The 16775-nt window shown below is 68.9% G+C and carries 12 protein-coding genes; 10 read left to right on the top strand and 2 right to left on the bottom strand.

Annotation, left to right across the window (positions count from 1 at the left end; genetic code table 11):
* The first annotated feature begins 9 nt into the window (after positions 1-9).
* Genes GOARA_RS14505 through GOARA_RS14495 form a run of 3 tightly spaced genes read left to right on the top strand, consistent with a single transcriptional unit; the run spans position 10 to position 4783 of the window.
* A complete protein-coding gene (locus GOARA_RS14505) occupies positions 10-1692 on the top strand; it encodes an ABC transporter substrate-binding protein (protein ID WP_306302181.1) in 1683 nt (560 codons plus the stop codon).
* Positions 1689-2267 (top strand): adenine phosphoribosyltransferase, encoded by a 579-nt coding sequence (locus GOARA_RS14500; RefSeq protein ID WP_007323158.1) that lies wholly within the window; start codon positions 1689-1691, stop codon positions 2265-2267. The genes GOARA_RS14505 and GOARA_RS14500 overlap by 4 nt, the downstream gene beginning before the upstream one ends.
* 56 nt (positions 2268-2323) lie before the next feature.
* The gene (locus GOARA_RS14495) at positions 2324-4783 is read left to right on the top strand and encodes a RelA/SpoT family protein (RefSeq protein ID WP_007323157.1); all 2460 of its coding nucleotides are present in this window, start codon (positions 2324-2326) and stop codon (positions 4781-4783) included.
* Between the two features lie 67 nt (positions 4784-4850).
* On the opposite strand, the gene GOARA_RS14490 is transcribed toward GOARA_RS14495, so the two are convergent.
* Complete coding sequence (locus tag GOARA_RS14490) at positions 4851-5828, bottom strand: peptidylprolyl isomerase (RefSeq protein ID WP_007323156.1); 978 nt, start codon at positions 5826-5828, stop codon at positions 4851-4853.
* Between the two features lie 124 nt (positions 5829-5952).
* Between GOARA_RS14490 and GOARA_RS14485 the strand changes: the two genes are divergently transcribed.
* Together GOARA_RS14485 and hisS are read left to right on the top strand one after the other, a co-directional pair.
* Positions 5953-6702: an MBL fold metallo-hydrolase gene (locus GOARA_RS14485; RefSeq protein WP_040523521.1), complete on the top strand. Its 750-nt coding sequence runs from the start codon at positions 5953-5955 to the stop codon at positions 6700-6702.
* Entirely contained in the window at positions 6699-7985 is a 1287-nt protein-coding gene (gene hisS, locus GOARA_RS14480; RefSeq protein WP_007323154.1) for a histidine--tRNA ligase, read from the top strand. The genes GOARA_RS14485 and hisS overlap by 4 nt, the downstream gene beginning before the upstream one ends.
* A 12-nt stretch (positions 7986-7997) precedes the next feature.
* Here the strand turns inward: hisS and ypfJ are convergent, their stop codons facing one another.
* Positions 7998-8885: a KPN_02809 family neutral zinc metallopeptidase gene (gene ypfJ, locus GOARA_RS14475; protein WP_007323153.1), complete on the bottom strand. Its 888-nt coding sequence runs from the start codon at positions 8883-8885 to the stop codon at positions 7998-8000.
* 194 nt (positions 8886-9079) lie between these two features.
* On the opposite strand from ypfJ, the gene aspS reads away from it, so the two are divergent.
* From aspS to ruvX, 5 genes are all read left to right on the top strand, one after another.
* A complete protein-coding gene (gene aspS / locus GOARA_RS14470) occupies positions 9080-10924 on the top strand; it encodes an aspartate--tRNA ligase (protein ID WP_007323152.1) in 1845 nt (614 codons plus the stop codon).
* Positions 10925-10958: 34 nt separating this feature from the next.
* The gene (locus GOARA_RS14465) at positions 10959-12125 is read left to right on the top strand and encodes a phosphotransferase (RefSeq protein WP_007323151.1); all 1167 of its coding nucleotides are present in this window, start codon (positions 10959-10961) and stop codon (positions 12123-12125) included.
* Positions 12126-12132: 7 nt separating this feature from the next.
* Positions 12133-13488: a replication-associated recombination protein A gene (locus tag GOARA_RS14460; protein ID WP_007323150.1), complete on the top strand. Its 1356-nt coding sequence runs from the start codon at positions 12133-12135 to the stop codon at positions 13486-13488.
* A gap of 79 nt (positions 13489-13567) precedes the next feature.
* On the top strand, positions 13568-16261 hold the full coding sequence (alaS, locus tag GOARA_RS14455) for an alanine--tRNA ligase (protein ID WP_040523517.1): 2694 nt from the start codon (positions 13568-13570) through the stop codon (positions 16259-16261).
* Entirely contained in the window at positions 16261-16716 is a 456-nt protein-coding gene (gene ruvX, locus GOARA_RS14450; RefSeq protein ID WP_007323148.1) for a Holliday junction resolvase RuvX, read from the top strand. Before alaS ends, ruvX begins: the two co-directional genes overlap by 1 nt.
* Positions 16717-16775 lie beyond the last annotated feature (59 nt).

Below are 16775 nucleotides of genomic sequence, written 5' to 3'. Positions count from 1 at the left end.
CTTGCGACCGTGCGAAACACGATGCGCCACCGCAGGGCGCTGGCCCTGATCGTCGGAACGGTCATCCTGGTGGCACCGTTGGCGGCGGGGTGCGGAACGGACAAGAACGCTCCGGTGCACTACCGGACGGACGCACGGCTGAGTACGTACAACCCGGCCAGCATCACCGGCAGCGCCGATGGCGTGCTGATGGCACTCACCCGTGTCCTCGGGGGGTTCAGCGTGCTGGGCCCGCAAGGCCAGGTCATCTCGGATCGCGATGTCGGCGACGTCGAGCTGGCGCCCGGTCCGACGCTGACCGTTCGCTACACGTTCTCGCCCGACGCCGTGTACTCGGACGGGGCGAAGCCGGCCTGCGACGACCTCGTGCTCGCGTGGGCGGCACAAAGCGGCAAGTTCCGCGGATTCACTCCGGCCACCACTGCCGGGTATCGAGACATTGAGCGGATCGATTGCGAACCGGGCTCATCGACGGCGATCGCACGGTTTCACAAGGGCCGCTCCTACCGGGACTGGCGGGGATTGTTCGGCGCCGGCTCGATGATGCCGGCCCACATCGTCGCCCGCGACGCCGGCGTCCCGAACGTCGTGGAACCCATCCGTAAGCGGAACCAAGCGGCGATCGCCGCGCTGGCCAAGTCCTGGAACACCGGCTTCGACCTTCCCAACGGCCAGTTGGATCCGGCTCGCTTCGTCTCCTCCGGCCCGTACCGCGCGGAGTCGTTCGACGCAGAGAACGGTCTGCGCCTCGTCCGCAACGAGAAGTGGTGGGGCGAACCGGCGCGGGTGCCGACGGTGTTCGTCTTCGGCCGCAATACCGAGACGTCCGCACGTGCCGCCGCTGGTGGCTTCGACGTCGTCGATGCGACCGTGGGGATCGAGGCAGCACCGGAGGGCGCCGAGCCCGCCAAGCCGCAGGTATCCCCGGCGAACGCCTCCCTCTCGACCGAGCAACTGGTCCTCGCACAGCGCGGTGTGCTCGGCTCGTCACCGGCGCGCCAGGCGTTCGGGGCGTGCGTTCCGCGCGACGAGCTCGCCCGGAGCTTCGGCTACGGTTCGCAACCCTGGAACCTGCACGTTCTCACTCCGGCGAACGATCTCGCCGACCCGATCAACGGCCAGTTCGGTTTGCGCTACGCCCGCCCGGATATCGCGCGTGCCCGCGAGCTGGCCGGTCAGCGGCCGCAGGGACGTCCGGGCCAGCTACGGGTGCGCGTCGGCTACCTCGGACCCGACCAGCGGCGACAACAGATGGTGGCGGCGATCACCGCCTCGTGCCGGCGAGCGGGAATCGACGTGGTCGACGCCGGAGGGCCGGACATCGCGGTCGCCGGTCTGGGATCGCGCTTCGATGTGCTCCTGCTCAACACCGGCGCGAGTTTCGCCGCCGCGGGAGCGGCCGACGTCGCACGGGACGCTTTCGCGCTATTCGGCGGGGACCCGCTGAACATCGGTGACTTCCGCGACCGGGCGGCCACCGACAGCGTCGCGAAACTCTCGGTCACCACGGTCGCCGGCGACCAACTGGCGGTTTCCCGCACCATGGAAACGGCGACGTGGCGGGAGCTGGCGGCCATCCCGTTGTTCGCCACGCCGCGCGAGCAAACGTGGTCGGACAAACTCTCGGGTGTCATCGCCGGCCGTGCTCGCAACGGCACCGGGTGGAATATGGATCGCTGGTCGCGCTCGTGACACCGGTCGAGCGAAGCGAGGGGGATCAAGCGCTAGTCGAGGAGGCCCGGGCGGCGATCGCGGCGTTGACGCGGTCGGTGCCGGATTTCCCCACCCGCGGCGTCGTCTTCAAGGACTTGACGCCGGTGCTGGCCGATGCCACGGCGTTCGCGGCCGTCATCGCGGCGCTGAGTGCTGACGCGGCCGGCGTCGACGTGGTGGCCGGAATCGACGCGCGGGGATTCCTCCTGGGCGGTGCGGTGGCGCATCGGCTCGGGGTGGGTGTGGTCGCCGTTCGGAAGCAAGGCAAGCTGCCACCGCCGGTGCTGTCGCGTTCCTACGAGCTGGAGTACGGCACGTCCGCGTTGGAGATTCCCGCCGAAGCACTCGAGTTGAGCGGCAAGCGCGTCCTCGTCGTCGACGATGTGCTGGCCACCGGCGGAACGATCGGCGCCGCCGCGGCTTTGCTGAGCCAGGCGGGTGCGTCGGTGGCGGCCGTGGCGGTGGTGCTGGAGCTGTCCGCTCTCGGCGGCAGAGGCTTTCTCTCGGATGCGAGCCCCGCGCCGATACCGGTCCGAGCGCTCGCCACCGGGTAACCCCGGGCGCGCCCGTCTAGACTGGAAAACCACTCGGACCACCGGAAGGAGGGCTCATGGACGAAGCATCGCGGACCGAGGACGCATCGGCATCGATCGACGTCGCTCCTGGCGACGAGCCCGCCCGGCCGGCTCCGACCGACGCCCCGCCGGATCAGGAGGCGCCCGGGGCGGAAGGTTCCGATCAGTCCGCCGCTCAGCAGGGTCCGGTGGCTCCCACTCCGGTGACGGCACCGGCCTCGGGCGGGCAATCGTCGTCGGCGACGCGGCGCGTCCGGGCGCGGCTGGCACGGCGGATGACGTCGACCAGGTCGTCGGTGCGTCCGGTGCTGGAGCCGTTGGCGACGCTGCACCGCGAGGTGTATCCCAAGGCCGACGTTTCGCTGCTGCAGCGCGCCTACGACATCGCCGAGGCCCAGCACGAGGGCCAGTACCGCAAGTCGGGGGATTCCTACATCACCCACCCGCTGGCCGTTGCGACGATCTTGGCCGACTTGGGGATGGACACGACGACGCTGGTCGCCGCCCTGCTGCACGACACGGTCGAGGACACCGGGTACTCGCTGGAGCAGATCACCGGCGACTTCGGGCCGGAGGTGGCTCATCTCGTCGACGGCGTCACCAAGCTGGACAAGGTGGCGCTGGGCACCGCGGCGGAGGCCGAGACCATCCGCAAGATGATCATCGCCATGGCCCGCGATCCGCGTGTCTTAGTCATCAAGGTCGCCGACCGGCTGCACAACATGCGCACCATGCGGTTCCTTCCGCCGGAGAAGCAGGCGCGCAAGGCCCGCGAGACCCTCGAAGTGATCGCCCCGCTGGCCCACCGGCTGGGAATGGCCACGGTCAAATGGGAACTCGAAGACCTCGCCTTCGCGATTCTGCACCCCAAGCGCTACGAGGAGATCGTGCGTCTCGTCGCCGACCGTGCTCCGTCGCGCGACACCTATCTGGCACGGGTCCGCGACGACATCGGTCAGGCGTTGGCCGGGGCCAGGCTGTCCGCCATCGTGGAGGGGCGCCCGAAGCACTACTGGTCGATCTATCAGAAGATGATCGTCAAAGGACGCGACTTCGACGATATCCACGATCTGGTCGGGGTGCGGATTCTCTGCGAGGACGTGCGCGACTGCTACGCGGCGGTCGGCGTGGTCCACTCGCTGTGGCAGCCGATGGCGGGACGTTTCAAGGACTACATCGCCCAGCCGCGCTACGGCGTCTACCAGTCGTTGCACACCACCGTCATCGGGCCCGAGGGCAAACCGCTGGAGGTGCAGATCCGCACGCAGGACATGCACCGCACGGCGGAGTTCGGCATCGCGGCGCACTGGCGCTACAAGGAGAGCGGGTATCGCGACCGCAAGGGGCAGAAGAGGGCCGAGCTCGCCGAGATCGACGACATGGCGTGGATGCGCCAGCTACTCGACTGGCAGCGGGAAGCTGCCGATCCGGGGGAGTTTCTCGAGTCGCTGCGCTACGACCTCGCCGTCAAGGAGATCTTCGTCTTCACCCCGAAGGGCGACGTCGTCACGCTGCCCACCGGGTCGACCCCGGTCGACTTCGCGTATGCCGTGCACACCGAGGTGGGGCACCGCTGCATCGGCGCCCGTGTGAACGGGCGGCTGGTCGCGTTGGAGCGCAAGCTCGACAACGGCGAAGTCGTCGAGGTGTTCACCTCCAAGGCGCCCAACGCCGGGCCGTCGCGCGACTGGCAGAACTTCGTGGTATCCCCGCGCGCCAAATCCAAGATCCGGCAGTGGTTCGCCAAAGAGCGCCGCGAAGAGGCGCTCGACACGGGCAAGGAAGCCATCGCCAAGGAGGTCAGGCGAGGCGGCCTGCCGCTGCAGCGCCTATTGACCAGCGAGAACATGAGTGCCGTCGCGGCTGAGCTACGATACCCGGACGTCACCGCGCTCTACACGGCCGTCGGCGAGAATCAGGTTTCGGCCCACCGCGTCGTCAGCAGACTGGTGGCGCAGCTGGGCGGACTCGACAGCGCGGAGGAAGAACTCGCCGAGATCACCACCCCGTCGACCATGCCGCCGCGCCGGCGGACCGGCGGTGATGCCGGTGTGGTCGTCGAAGGCGTCGACAACGTGCTGATCAAATTGGCCAAGTGCTGTACGCCGGTGCCCGGAGACGAGATCCTCGGGTTCGTGACGCGCGGGGGAGGCGTGAGCGTGCACCGCGCCGACTGCCCGAACTCGGGTTCGCTGCGGCAGCAGTCCGAGCGCCTCATCGATGTGGTGTGGGCGCCGTCGGACTCGTCGGTATTCCTGGTCGCCATCCAGGTCGAGGCCCTGGACCGGCATCGCTTGCTCTCCGACGTGACGAAGGCGCTCGCCGACGAGAAGCTCAACATCCTGTCGGCGTCGGTGACGACCAACAACGATCGGGTGGCCGTCAGCCGGTTCACCTTCGAGATGGGCGACCCCACACATCTCGGCCACGTGCTGAACGTCGTCCGCAACATCGAGGGCGTCTACGACGTGTACCGGGTCACCTCGGCCGCATAATTCGGCCTGGAGTGCGGTGGTTTGTGACCGCTATATGGTCACGAACCACCGCACTTCTGCGTTTCTGTTAGCCGACCGCCGCGTTCTTGATGGTGATCGGATCCTTGGGCTTGTCCTCGTTGCCGCCCTGGCCCTTCTCGACCGGGGTCTTGGCGATCTGGTCGAGAACCTTGAAGCCGCCCTCGTCGAGGTGTCCGACGATCGCGAAGTCCGGGCTCAGCTGCGAGTCCGCATAGACGATGAAGAACTGCGCGCCGCCGGTGTTGGCGCGCCCCATCATCGGACGGTTCGAGTTCGCGATCGCGACCGTGCCCCGCGGGTAGATGACGGGGCCGGCGCCCATCATCGAATCCTGGCTTCCCGGAGCCTTCTTCAGATCGGTCGGCGGCTCATCCGGGCTGGTCCAGCCGGGGCTGCCCAACAGGGTTCCGGTCGGGTCGCCGCACTGGAGCACCTTGAGATTCTCGCTGTTGGTGAGGCGGTGGCAGTCGACGCCGTTGTAGTAGCCGTTCTTAGCCAGCGACTCGATGGCCGCGGTGTTGCACGGTGCCGACGTGGAGTCGAGGGTGATCGGCAGGTTGCCGCGGTTGGTCTCCAGCGTCAGCGGGCGCTGGGCGCTGGCGAACCACGAACCGGTCTTGATGAACCGCTCCGAGCTGCCGGGGAAGGGCAGCGGCACGTTCGACGTGGGCTGGGGCGCCGTCCGCTCCTTGGGCAGCGCCGCGGCCAGCTCGTCGAGGTACTTGTTGGCCTCGGCGCGGCGCTCCGGGGGCTGCTGGCCGACGATGTTCGCGCGGTTCTTGACCGTGTCCGCCAGCGTGTCCTGAGCCTTGCCCCATTCGCAGGTCACCGTGCCGAGGAAGTTCTGGGTGACCCAGACGATCGTCAGCGCGGTCGCCAACGCGATCACGGAGACGATCGAGATGACGATGTTGCGACTGCGGCGCTTGCGGTCGCGCTCGGCGGCCAGTCGGGCCTCGAGCTTGCGTTTGGCGGCCAGCCGGCGATCCTCGTTGCTGGTCACTTGCTCGTCGTTGCTGGTCACGTGCGGCAACTCTCCTCAGAGTGGTCGAAGTTCACTGCCATACTGCCAGTTCGCCGTCCACGGCGGTGACACCGGGTGCACGCGCGTCGGCGGGTCAGCCGGAGTTTCTGCGAGAATGGCGGCCATGCTGATCACCGGATTCCCCGCGGGCATGTTCCAGACGAACTGCTACATCGTCTCTGGCGACGCCTCGCCCGGCGGGCCAGGAGGCGAGGCGGTCATCATCGATCCCGGTCAGGATGCGGCCGACCAGGTGGAGAAGCTGTGTTCGGAGAACGGGCTGACCCCGGTCGCGGTGCTGCTCACGCACGGTCATCTCGATCACACGTGGAACGCGGCCAAGGTCTGCGAGCGGTACGGCATCCCGTGCTACATCCACCCCGCGGACCGTCCGATGCTGACCGACCCCGCGAAGGGGATCGGGCGCACGCTGGGAGCGATGATCGGCGTCCTGAAATTCCACGAGCCGGAGAAGGTGGTGGAGTTCTCCGACGAGGAGGAGGTCGAGTTGGCCGGCCTGCGATTCACCGTCGATCTCGCCCCCGGCCACACCCAGGGCTCGGTGTTGCTCGGGCTGGACGTGCCGGTCGAGGATGAGGCCGACCCCGACGCCGAGATGCGGGTGTGTTTCGCCGGAGACGTATTGTTCCAGGGGTCGATCGGCCGCACGGACCTCCCGGGCGGCGATCACCAGCAGCTGCTGGACTCGATCGCCGCGAAGCTGCTGCCGTTGCCCGACGACACGCTGGTGCTGCCGGGCCACGGTCCGCAGACGACGATCGGCGCCGAGCGCGCGAGCAATCCCTTTCTCGCCGGAATCGGCGGTTCGGGCGGTCCAGCGGGTGACGATGCGAAAGGACGATACGGACTGTGAGCGACTTCCAGGCGCCGCGCGGCATCCCGGACTACTACCCGCCGCGCTCGGCGGACTTCGTGAGGGTGCGGGACACCCTGACCACCGCGGCGCGCCTCGCCGGCTACGGCCACATCGAACTGCCGGTGTTCGAGGACACCGCCTTGTTCGCCCGGGGCGTGGGGGAGTCGACCGACGTCGTGTCGAAGGAGATGTACACCTTTGCCGACCGCGGCGACCGCAGTGTGACTCTTCGCCCCGAGGGCACCGCCGGCGTGATGCGGGCGGTGATCCAGCACGGTCTCGACCGCGGCCAGCTCCCGGTGAAGCTCTGCTACTCCGGGCCGTTCTTCCGCTACGAGAAGCCGCAGGAGGGGCGCTACCGTCAACTGCAGCAGGTCGGTGTCGAGGCGATCGGCGTCGACGATCCCGCGCTCGACGCCGAGGTCATCGCCATCGCCGACGAGGGCTATCGGCGGTTGGGCCTGACCGGCTATCGGCTCGAGCTGGCCTCGCTGGGGACGGCGACCGACCGGCCGGCCTATCGCGACGCACTGCTCGAATTCCTGATGGGCCTCGACCTCGACGACGCCACCCGCGCCCGCGCGCAGATCAATCCGCTGCGGGTCCTCGACGACAAGAGGCCCGAGGTGCGCGAACTCACCGCTGACGCCCCGTTGCTGCTCGACCACCTGTCGGAGGAGTCGGCCGAGCACTTCGCGGCGGTACGGGGCCACTTGGACCGCCTCGGCGTCGCGTACGAGATCAACCCCCGTCTGGTCCGCGGTCTGGACTATTACACGAAGACGACCTTCGAGTTCGTACACGACGGTCTGGGCGCGCAGTCCGGGATCGGCGGGGGCGGGCGCTATGACGGGTTGATGCGCCAGCTCGGAGGCAAGCAGGACCTCTCCGGTATCGGCTTCGGGATCGGCGTCGACCGGACGGTCCTGGCGCTGCGCGCCGAGGGCGTCGCCCAGGAGGAGCCGCCGCGCTGCCGCGTGTACGGCGTCGGCATGGGCGAGGCGGCCAGGGCGGAATTGGTCGTCATCGCGTCCCAGCTGCGCGCGGCGGGCATCGCCGTCGACCTGGCCTACGGGGACCGCGGTCTCAAAGGCGCTATGAAGGCCGCGGACCGTTCCGGCGCCGCCTTCGCTCTGGTACTCGGCGAACGGGAGTTGGCCGAGCGCGCCATCGAACTCAAGAAGCTCGCGACCGGAGAGCAGGAACGGGTGTCCCTCTCCAACATCGTCGAGGAGGTTCGCCTGCTCAGCGCCGAACTTGACGCCGAGCGCCCGTTCTGACCGGAACGACCGTCACAGGTCGTTGGTCGCGAAGGTGTCGCAACGGCGCGGGTCACCGGATTCGTAGCCGATGGTGAACCAGCGCGAGCGCTGCGCGGCCGAGCCGTGCGTCCAGCCTTCCGGGTTGGAATTCGAGCCCTGGATGGTGTCGTCGCCGATGGCCTTGGCGGTCTGGATGACCGACGCGATCTGGTCCTGGGTCAGCGGAGCGAGCATCGCGTCGGGTCCCTTGTCGGCGTTGGCCGCCCACACACCGGCCAGGCAGTCGGCCTGCAACTCGACGCGCACTGAGCCGGCGTTGCCCATCCGGTTGCCCTTCTGCAGGGCGCCGGTGAGATTCTGCACGTGGTGGCCGTATTCGTGGGCGACGACGTACATCTGGGCCAGCGGACCGTTGCTGCCGCCCATCCGCTTGAGGGTGTCGAAGAAGGACGGGTCGAAATACGCCGTGCGGTCGGCGGGGCAGTAGAAGGGCCCCATCGACGAGGAGGCGGGCCCGCACGCGGTGTTCACCGCACCGGAGAAGACTTTGGTCCGCGGTTCGGTGTAGCCGGGCAACAGCTTCGGCCACACCTTGTTGAGGCTGTCCACGGTGCCGACGATGCGGCAGATGGTGTCGGTGTTGGCCTTCTCGATCGTGCACTGCTGGATGTGCTGGGCGATCGCGTCGTTCGTCGACGCCTGATTCTGCGCCGGCGATCCGGCCTCGCCCAGCAGGTTGCCGGGATTCACACCGAGGAAAAGCGCGACGAGCGTGAGGATCAAGCCCATGGTGCCTCCCATGGCGATGCGTCCGCCCCCGAGGCCGCCACCGCCTCCGAGACCACCGCCGAGCCCGCCACCCGAACCGCCGCTGGAGACCGTCGACGTGTCGAGCGGGCCGCTGCCTTGGAAAGTCATTGTTCTCCTGTCATCGCAGTCAGTGAATTTCAGCATATTCGCGCATGCGGTGCGCGGGCGACGTTTCCCCGCGCTGATCGGGTGACCCGATGGGGTCACCCGACCGGGTCATTCATCAGGGTGGGTCCGTAGACTGGACCATCGAGCCGGACTCGGCCCCACACCGATCACCCAATCCCTTGGAGGACTTTCCAGTGCTGCGCACCCATCTCGCAGGCTCGCTGCGCCGTGAATCGGCCGGCGAGACCGTCACCGTCGCCGGATGGGTGGCCCGGCGCCGCGATCACGGCGGCGTCGTGTTCATCGATCTCCGCGATGCCTCGGGTCTTGTGCAGGTGGTCTTCCGCGAGGACGCGGTGGCCGAAGCCGCGCACCGCCTGCGGGCGGAGTTCTGCGTGGCGATCACCGGCGTCGTCGAGGTGCGCCCGGAGGGGTCGGAGAACCCGAACCTCGCCTCGGGGGCGATCGAGATCAGTGCGGCCGAGCTGGAAGTGCTGAACGAATCGGCCCCGCTCCCGTTCCAGCTCGACGAGCAGCCGGGTGAAGAGGTGCGGCTGCGATACCGCTACCTGGATCTGCGGCGCGAGGACCCCGCGGCGGCGATCCGCCTCCGGTCGAAGGCCAACGCCGCGGCCCGCGGCGTGCTGGCCGCCCATGACTTCGTCGAGATCGAGACGCCCACCCTGACCCGGTCGACGCCCGAAGGCGCACGCGACTTCCTGGTCCCGGCCCGCCTCCAGCCGGGCAGCTTCTACGCGCTGCCGCAGAGCCCGCAGCTGTTCAAGCAGCTGTTGATGGTGGCCGGGATGGAACGGTACTACCAGATCGCCCGGTGCTACCGGGACGAGGACTTCCGCGCCGACCGGCAGCCGGAGTTCACCCAGCTCGACTTGGAGATGAGCTTCGTCGACGAGGACGACGTGATCGCCCTCGCCGAGGAGATCCTCGTCGCGCTGTGGCAGTTGATCGGCCACGACGTCTCCACGCCGATCCCGCGGATCACCTATGCGGAGGCGATGCGCCGATACGGCACCGACAAGCCCGACCTGCGGTTCGACCTCGAACTCGTCGAGTGCACCGAGTTCTTCGCGGACACCCCGTTCCGCGTGTTCCAGGCTCCCTACGTCGGAGCGGTGGTCATGCCCGGCGGTGCCGACCAGCCGCGCCGCACGCTCGACGCCTGGCAGGAGTGGGCCAAGCAGCGCGGCGCCAAAGGATTGGCCTACGTGCTCGTCGGCGAGGACGGCACCCTCGGCGGCCCGGTCGCCAAGAACCTGTCCGACGCCGAGCGCGCCGGATTGGCCGCCCACGTCGGCGCACGGCCCGGGGATTGTGTCTTCTTCGCCGCCGGCCCGGCCAAGGCCCAGCGCGCGCTGCTCGGTGCCGCACGGGTGGAGATCGCCGAGCGCCTGGGACTGATCGGCCCGGACAACCGCGACTGGTCGTTCGTCTGGGTGGTCGACGCGCCGCTGTTCGAGCCGGTGGACGACGCTGCTGCGGCGGGCGACGTCGCCGTGGGTTCGGGTGCGTGGACGGCCGTGCACCACGCGTTCACGTCGCCCAAACCGGAGTCCCTTGCCGGCCTGGAGAGCGATCCGGGCGCCGCGCTCGCATACGCCTACGACATCGTCTGCAACGGCAACGAGATCGGCGGCGGATCGATTCGCATCCACCGCCGCGACATCCAGGAGCGTGTCTTCGCGATCATGGGCATCGACGGCGAGGAAGCGCAGGAGAAGTTCGGCTTCCTGCTGGACGCCTTCGCCTACGGCGCCCCGCCCCACGGCGGCATCGCGTTCGGCTGGGACCGGATCACCGCACTGCTGGCGGGTGAGCCGTCGATTCGCGAGGTCATCGCCTTCCCCAAGTCCGGCGGCGGTGTCGACCCGCTGACCGCGGCGCCGGCGCCGATCACGGCGGCCCAGCGCAAGGAGTCGGGAATCGACTCGAAGCCGAAGGCGGCGGAACCCGGGAAGACGGCGGGACAGCCGTCCGCCGCGGCCGGCCAGTCCGCGGCGCCGTCTCAATCCGGCCAGTGACGCGGCTTACATTGTTGGGTAGGTTGGACTAATCATGACCGCCATCGTTGAGAGCCGGATCGAGGGCGCGTTGACCACGGCCGAGGCCGTGTTGTCGGCGCGAGCCGGTACACCGGTCTCGCTGTCGGACCCCGAGGATCTCGGCGGCTCCGGACGCAGCATCGTCGTGCGGGCCAGGGTGACCAAGAACCCGGTGTCGACGCATCGCACCCTGGTCATCAAAGCCCTTGGCGCGGAAGACAATCCGGAGTCCTTCCACCGCGAGATCGCCGCCTACCAGTACGCCACTGCGCTGCCCAGCGCCAGTCGTCCCGGACCGCAGCTGATCGCCCACGACCCCGACAAGCGGGTGATCGTGCTCTCCGACCTCGGTACCGGGCGCGCGATGACGGATCTGCTCGCCGGCCACGACGTCGAGGAGGCCTCGCGCGCGATCAGCGCCTGGGGACAGGCGCTGGGACGGATGCACGCGGCGACCATCGGCGGCGAGGAAGACTTCAACGCACTCGTCCGCCGATCGCAGGCACGTCCGGTGGAGGGCGTACCGACGCGGTGGGCGGCCCGGGTCGTCGCCGAGCTGCCGTCGGTGGCCGACGCGCTGCGCGTGGAGGTGCCCGCCTTGGTGACGGAACGGCTCGACGACGCGGTGCGGCTCTTCGGCGAGGGCGATTTCCGTGCGTTCAGCACGTCCGACGTCGGCCCGGAGAACATCCTGATCAATTCCGACGGCGTGCGCTTCATGGACTACGAGTGGGGCGGGTTCCGCGATGCCACGCTGGACGTGGCGTACGGCCTGGTGACTTTCCCCGAGCACCTCGGTTCGAGGTCGGCGGCGGTGCGGGCCGACCTGGAGACGGCACTGGTCGACGCGTGGCGTTCCGAGGCGCAGCCGATGTGGCCGGCCCTCGGCGACGATCGGGCCGTGCAGGATCTGATCATCTCGGCCCGCCTGCTCTGGGTCTGGCTGTCGACGGTGGTGTTCGTCGGCTCCGGCGACGACCGGCCCACCGACAGCGTCGAGGAAGTCCTGCTGGCCCACGACTGGGCGATCACGACCGGAGACCCCGGGGTGGCGCGCGATCGCTGGCTCGAGTTGGCGGAGGCGGCGCAGCGGGGAGCCGCCGCCAACCCCGAGCTCACCGAACTCGCCGAATTCAGCACGGAGTTCGCGGCCGCCCTGCGGCGGGACTGGTTGTCCTAACCCGTCCATGGACACCCTGTTCGACCCCGAGCCTGACGAGTCGTCCGCGTCGTCCTCGGCGCGGGCGGGTGCACCGCTCGCGGTTCGCATGAGGCCGCAGAGCCTGGCCGAGGTCGTCGGCCAGGAGCATCTGCTCAAGCCCGGTTCACCGCTGCACCGACTGGTCGAGGGATCCGGTGCGGCGTCCGTGCTGCTGTACGGGCCGCCCGGTACGGGCAAGACCACCATGGCGTCGCTGATCTCCCGGGCAACGGGCGGCCGTTTCGAGGCGCTCTCGGCCCTGTCCGCCGGCGTCAAAGAAGTACGTGCGGTCATCGACCTGGCCCGGCGCAGGCTGGTGGCCGGCGAACAGACCGTGCTGTTCATCGACGAGGTGCACCGCTTCTCCAAGAACCAGCAGGACGCGCTGCTCGACGCCGTGGAGAACCGGATCATCCTGCTGGTCGCCGCCACCACCGAGAATCCGTCCTTCTCGGTGGTCGCCCCGTTGATGTCTCGTTCGCTGGTGCTGGCGCTGCAGCCGTTGTCCGACGACGACATCGGCGTGGTGCTCGACCGCGCGGTCGAAGCCGAGCGGGGCCTCGCGGGCACCGTCGTACTCACCGACGAGGCGCGAACGCACCTGATCGCGGTCGCCGGCGGCGACGCTCGGCGGGCGCTCACCGCTCTCGAGGCAGCGGCGTCGGCCGTTCTCGGCGCCGACGTCGACGAAGGCGAAGCGGTCGAGGTCGGCCTGGCCGACGTCGAAGCGGCCATCGACCAGGCCGCCGTGCGATATGACCGCAACGGCGACCAGCACTACGACGTCATCAGCGCGTTCATCAAGTCGATCCGGGGATCGGACGTGGACGCGGCACTGCACTACCTGGCGCGGATGATCACTGCGGGCGAGGACCCGCGGTTCATCGCGCGACGGCTGATGATCCACGCCAGCGAGGACATCGGCATGGCTGACCCGACAGCGTTGACGGCCGCCGTCAACGCCGCCCAGGTGGTGGCCATGGTGGGCATGCCGGAGGCGAAACTGGCGTTGACGCAGGCGACGATCCACTTGGCGACGGCACCGAAATCCGACGGGGTGGTGTCGGCGATCGGCGCCGCGATGGCCGATATCTCGGCCGGAAAGATCGGGTCGGTTCCCGCGCACCTGCGAGACGGCCACTACGCCGGAGCCAAAGAACTCGGCAGCGCGGTGGGCTATCGGTATCCGCACGACGACCCCGACGGAGTCGTCGCGCAGCAGTACCCGCCGGACGAATTGGTCGGGGTGGACTACTACGCCCCGACCGAACGCGGCGCGGAGCGGGAGCTCGCGGCACGGGTTCCCCGCCTGCGTGCGATCATCCGCCGCCTGCGTCGGTGAGCACCGCCGCTAGACTGGAGCTTTGGTGCTCGCCGCACCCGAGCCGAACCAGTTCCCCTCGACGAAGGACAGTCACGCAGTGCAGACGCACGAGATCCGCAAGCGATTCCTGGACCACTTCATCCGGTCCGGCCACACCGAGGTCCCGAGCGCTCCACTGATCCTCGACGATCCGAACCTGATGTTCGTCAACGCCGGAATGGTGCCCTTCAAGCCGTACTTTCTCGGCGAGCAGACCCCACCCTACGACCGGGCGACGAGCGTGCAGAAATGCGTCCGCACCCTCGACATCGAAGAAGTCGGGATCACCACCAGGCACAACACCTTCTTCCAGATGGCCGGCAACTTCTCCTTCGGCGATTACTTCAAGCGCGAGGCCATCCAGTTCGCCTGGTCGCTGCTGACGAACCCCGTCGACGACGGCGGCTATGGGATCGACCCGACCAGGCTCTGGCCGACGGTCTATCTCGACGACGACGAGGCCGAGGCGATCTGGCGCAAGGAGATCGGCGTCCCGGCGGAGCGGATCCAGCGCCGCGGAATGAAGGACAACTACTGGTCGATGGGGGTCCCCGGCCCGTGCGGCCCGTGTTCGGAGATCTTCTACGACCGCGGCCCCGACTACGGGGTGGAGGGCGGCCCCGAGGTCGACGAAGACCGCTACATCGAGATCTGGAACCTGGTGTTCATGCAGAACATCCGGGGCGAGGGCGGCGCGAAGGACGGCTACGAGATCCTCGGGCCGCTGCCCAAGCGCAACATCGACACCGGTATGGGCATCGAGCGCGTCGCCTGCATCCTGCAGGGCGTCGACAACGTCTACGAGACGGATCTGCTCAAGCCGATCATCGACCAGGCGGTCGAGCTCACTGATCGGCGCTATGGCGCCGGTGGTGAAACGGGCGCCGCCGACGACGTCAAGTTCCGCGTGATCGCCGACCACACCCGGACCGCCGCCATGTTGATCGGCGACGGTGTACTGCCCGGCAACGAAGGCCGCGGGTACGTGCTGCGCCGTCTGCTGCGCCGCATCGTCCGCTCGGCCCGTCTGCTCGGCGCCACCGGGCCGACGATGGCCGCGTTCATCGGCACGGCGATCGACGTGATGGCACCCTCGTATCCCGAGCTCGCGGCGGCCCGCGACCGGATCCTCACCGTCGCGGTAGGCGAGGAGGACACGTTCTCCAAGACCTTGTCGGCCGGCTCGACACTGTTCGCCGAGGCCGCCGCCGAGACCAAAGCGGCGGGCAGCGGGCAGATCAGCGGTGACGCCGCGTTCACCCTGCACGACACCTACGGGTTCCCGATCGACTTGACCCTGGAGATGGCGTCCGAGGCAGGACTGACCGTCGATGCCGACGGATTCGCCGCCCTCATGGCCGAGCAGCGGCAACGAGCGAAAGCCGACGCCAACGCCCGCAAGAGCGGACACGCCGACTTGAGCGTGTACCGCGAATTCGTCGACTCGCATCCCACGGTCTTCGTCGGATTCGACGAGTTGGTCAGCGAAGCGCGGGTGCTGGCCGTCGTCGGCGACGGCCAGCGGCTGGGCCGCGCGGGCACCGGCGCCGAGGTCGACATCATCCTGGATCGCACCCCGTTCTACGCGGAGGGCGGCGGTCAGCTCGCCGACGTCGGCACCATCACCACCAGTTCCGGGGTACGAGTGGCCGTCTCCGACGTGCAGAAGGTCGGCAAGGCGGTCTGGTTGCACCGGGGGACCGTCGAGGCAGGCGAGATCGCCGAAGGCGACGAGGTGATCGTCGCGGTCGATCCGACGTGGCGGCACGGCGCAACGCAGGGGCATTCGGGTACGCACATGGTCCACGCGGCGCTGCGCCAGGTGCTCGGTCCGACGGCGACGCAGGCCGGCTCGCTGAACAAACCGGGGTACCTGCGCTTCGACTTCCACGCCAGCGGCCCGCTCACCGATGCGCAACGACGGGAGATCGAAGAGATCTCCAACACCGCCGTCGAGGCGAACTACCCGGTCCACACGTTCGAAACGGGTTTCGACGAGGCCAAGGCGATGGGCGCGATGGCGTTGTTCGGGGAGAACTACGGCGACGTGGTCCGCGTCGTCGAGATCGGCGGCCCGTTCTCCATGGAACTGTGCGGCGGCACCCACGTCGCGACCTCGTCGCAGATCGGCCCGATCACGGTGATCGGCGAATCCTCCGTCGGATCGGGCATCCGTCGGGTCGAGGCATTCGTCGGCATGGACTCCTTCCGGCATCTGTCCACCGAGCGGGCCCTGCTGGCCGGCGTCGCCTCGTCGCTCAAGGTGCCCAGCGCCGAGGTCCCGGCTCGCGTCGAGCAGTTGGTCAGCCGATTGCGCGACGCGGAGCGCGAAGTCGCCCGCCTGCGCGCCGAGCAAGCCCGTGCTGCCGCGGCGAATTTGCTCGACTCGGCCGAGCGCGTCGGCGACGTCGACGTGATCGGTGGGCGCCTGGCTGACGGGCTCACCGGCAACGACCTGCGCGACCTGGCCGCGGACCTGCGCAACCGGGCCCGTTCGGACAAGGCGGTCGTCGTCGTCTTCTCGGCGACCCCGGGCAGTGGCGGCGAGGCGGCCAAGGTGCCGTTCGTGGTCGCCACGACGCCGGGAGCGCGAGACGCCGGGCTGGCCGCCGGGGCGATCGTCAAGGAGATCGCGCCGCTGGTCAGCGGGCGCGGCGGCGGCAAGCCCGATCTGGCACAGGGATCGGGCAGCGAGGCCGACGGGATCCCGGGAGCCATGGCAAGACTGCGCGAGCTGGTCGGGAAACAGTAGTGCTGGACCCTCGTGGTCGCCGCTTGGCCGTAGACGTCGGCACCGTCCGGATCGGGGTCGCGGTCTGCGACCCGGACGGGATCTTGGCCACCCCGGTCGAGACGGTCCCTCGGGCCGGAAAGGGCGGAACGCCGACGGCGGCGCACGACACCGCGGCGATCGAGCGGCTGGTGGCGTTGGTCGCCGAATACGAGGCGGTCGAAGTGATCGTCGGGCTTCCCCGGGACCTGCGAGGCGAGGAAGCGCTGGCCGCGCAGGCGGTCCGACGGTTCGGCGACCAACTCGCGCGGGCGATCGAACCGGTGCCGGTGATCTACACCGACGAGCGCATGAGCACGGCCAGCGCGGCACGGGCGCTGCGCGACGCCGGCCGCGATTCGCGAAAAGCGCGCGGAGTGATCGATCAGGCTGCCGCTGTCGCTATTCTTCAAGGATGGTTGGATAGCCGCGCATAGCGACCCCGCGCAATCGGCGGGTATGAGCGTTTCCGTGCGGGCGCGACGATAGAGTCGAC

This window comes from Gordonia araii NBRC 100433, from assembly GCF_000241265.1.
GTDB classification, from domain to species: Bacteria; Actinomycetota; Actinomycetes; order Mycobacteriales; family Mycobacteriaceae; genus Gordonia; species Gordonia araii.
Note: the sequence above shows the minus strand (reverse complement) of the source record. Positions and strands in the feature narration are given on the sequence as shown.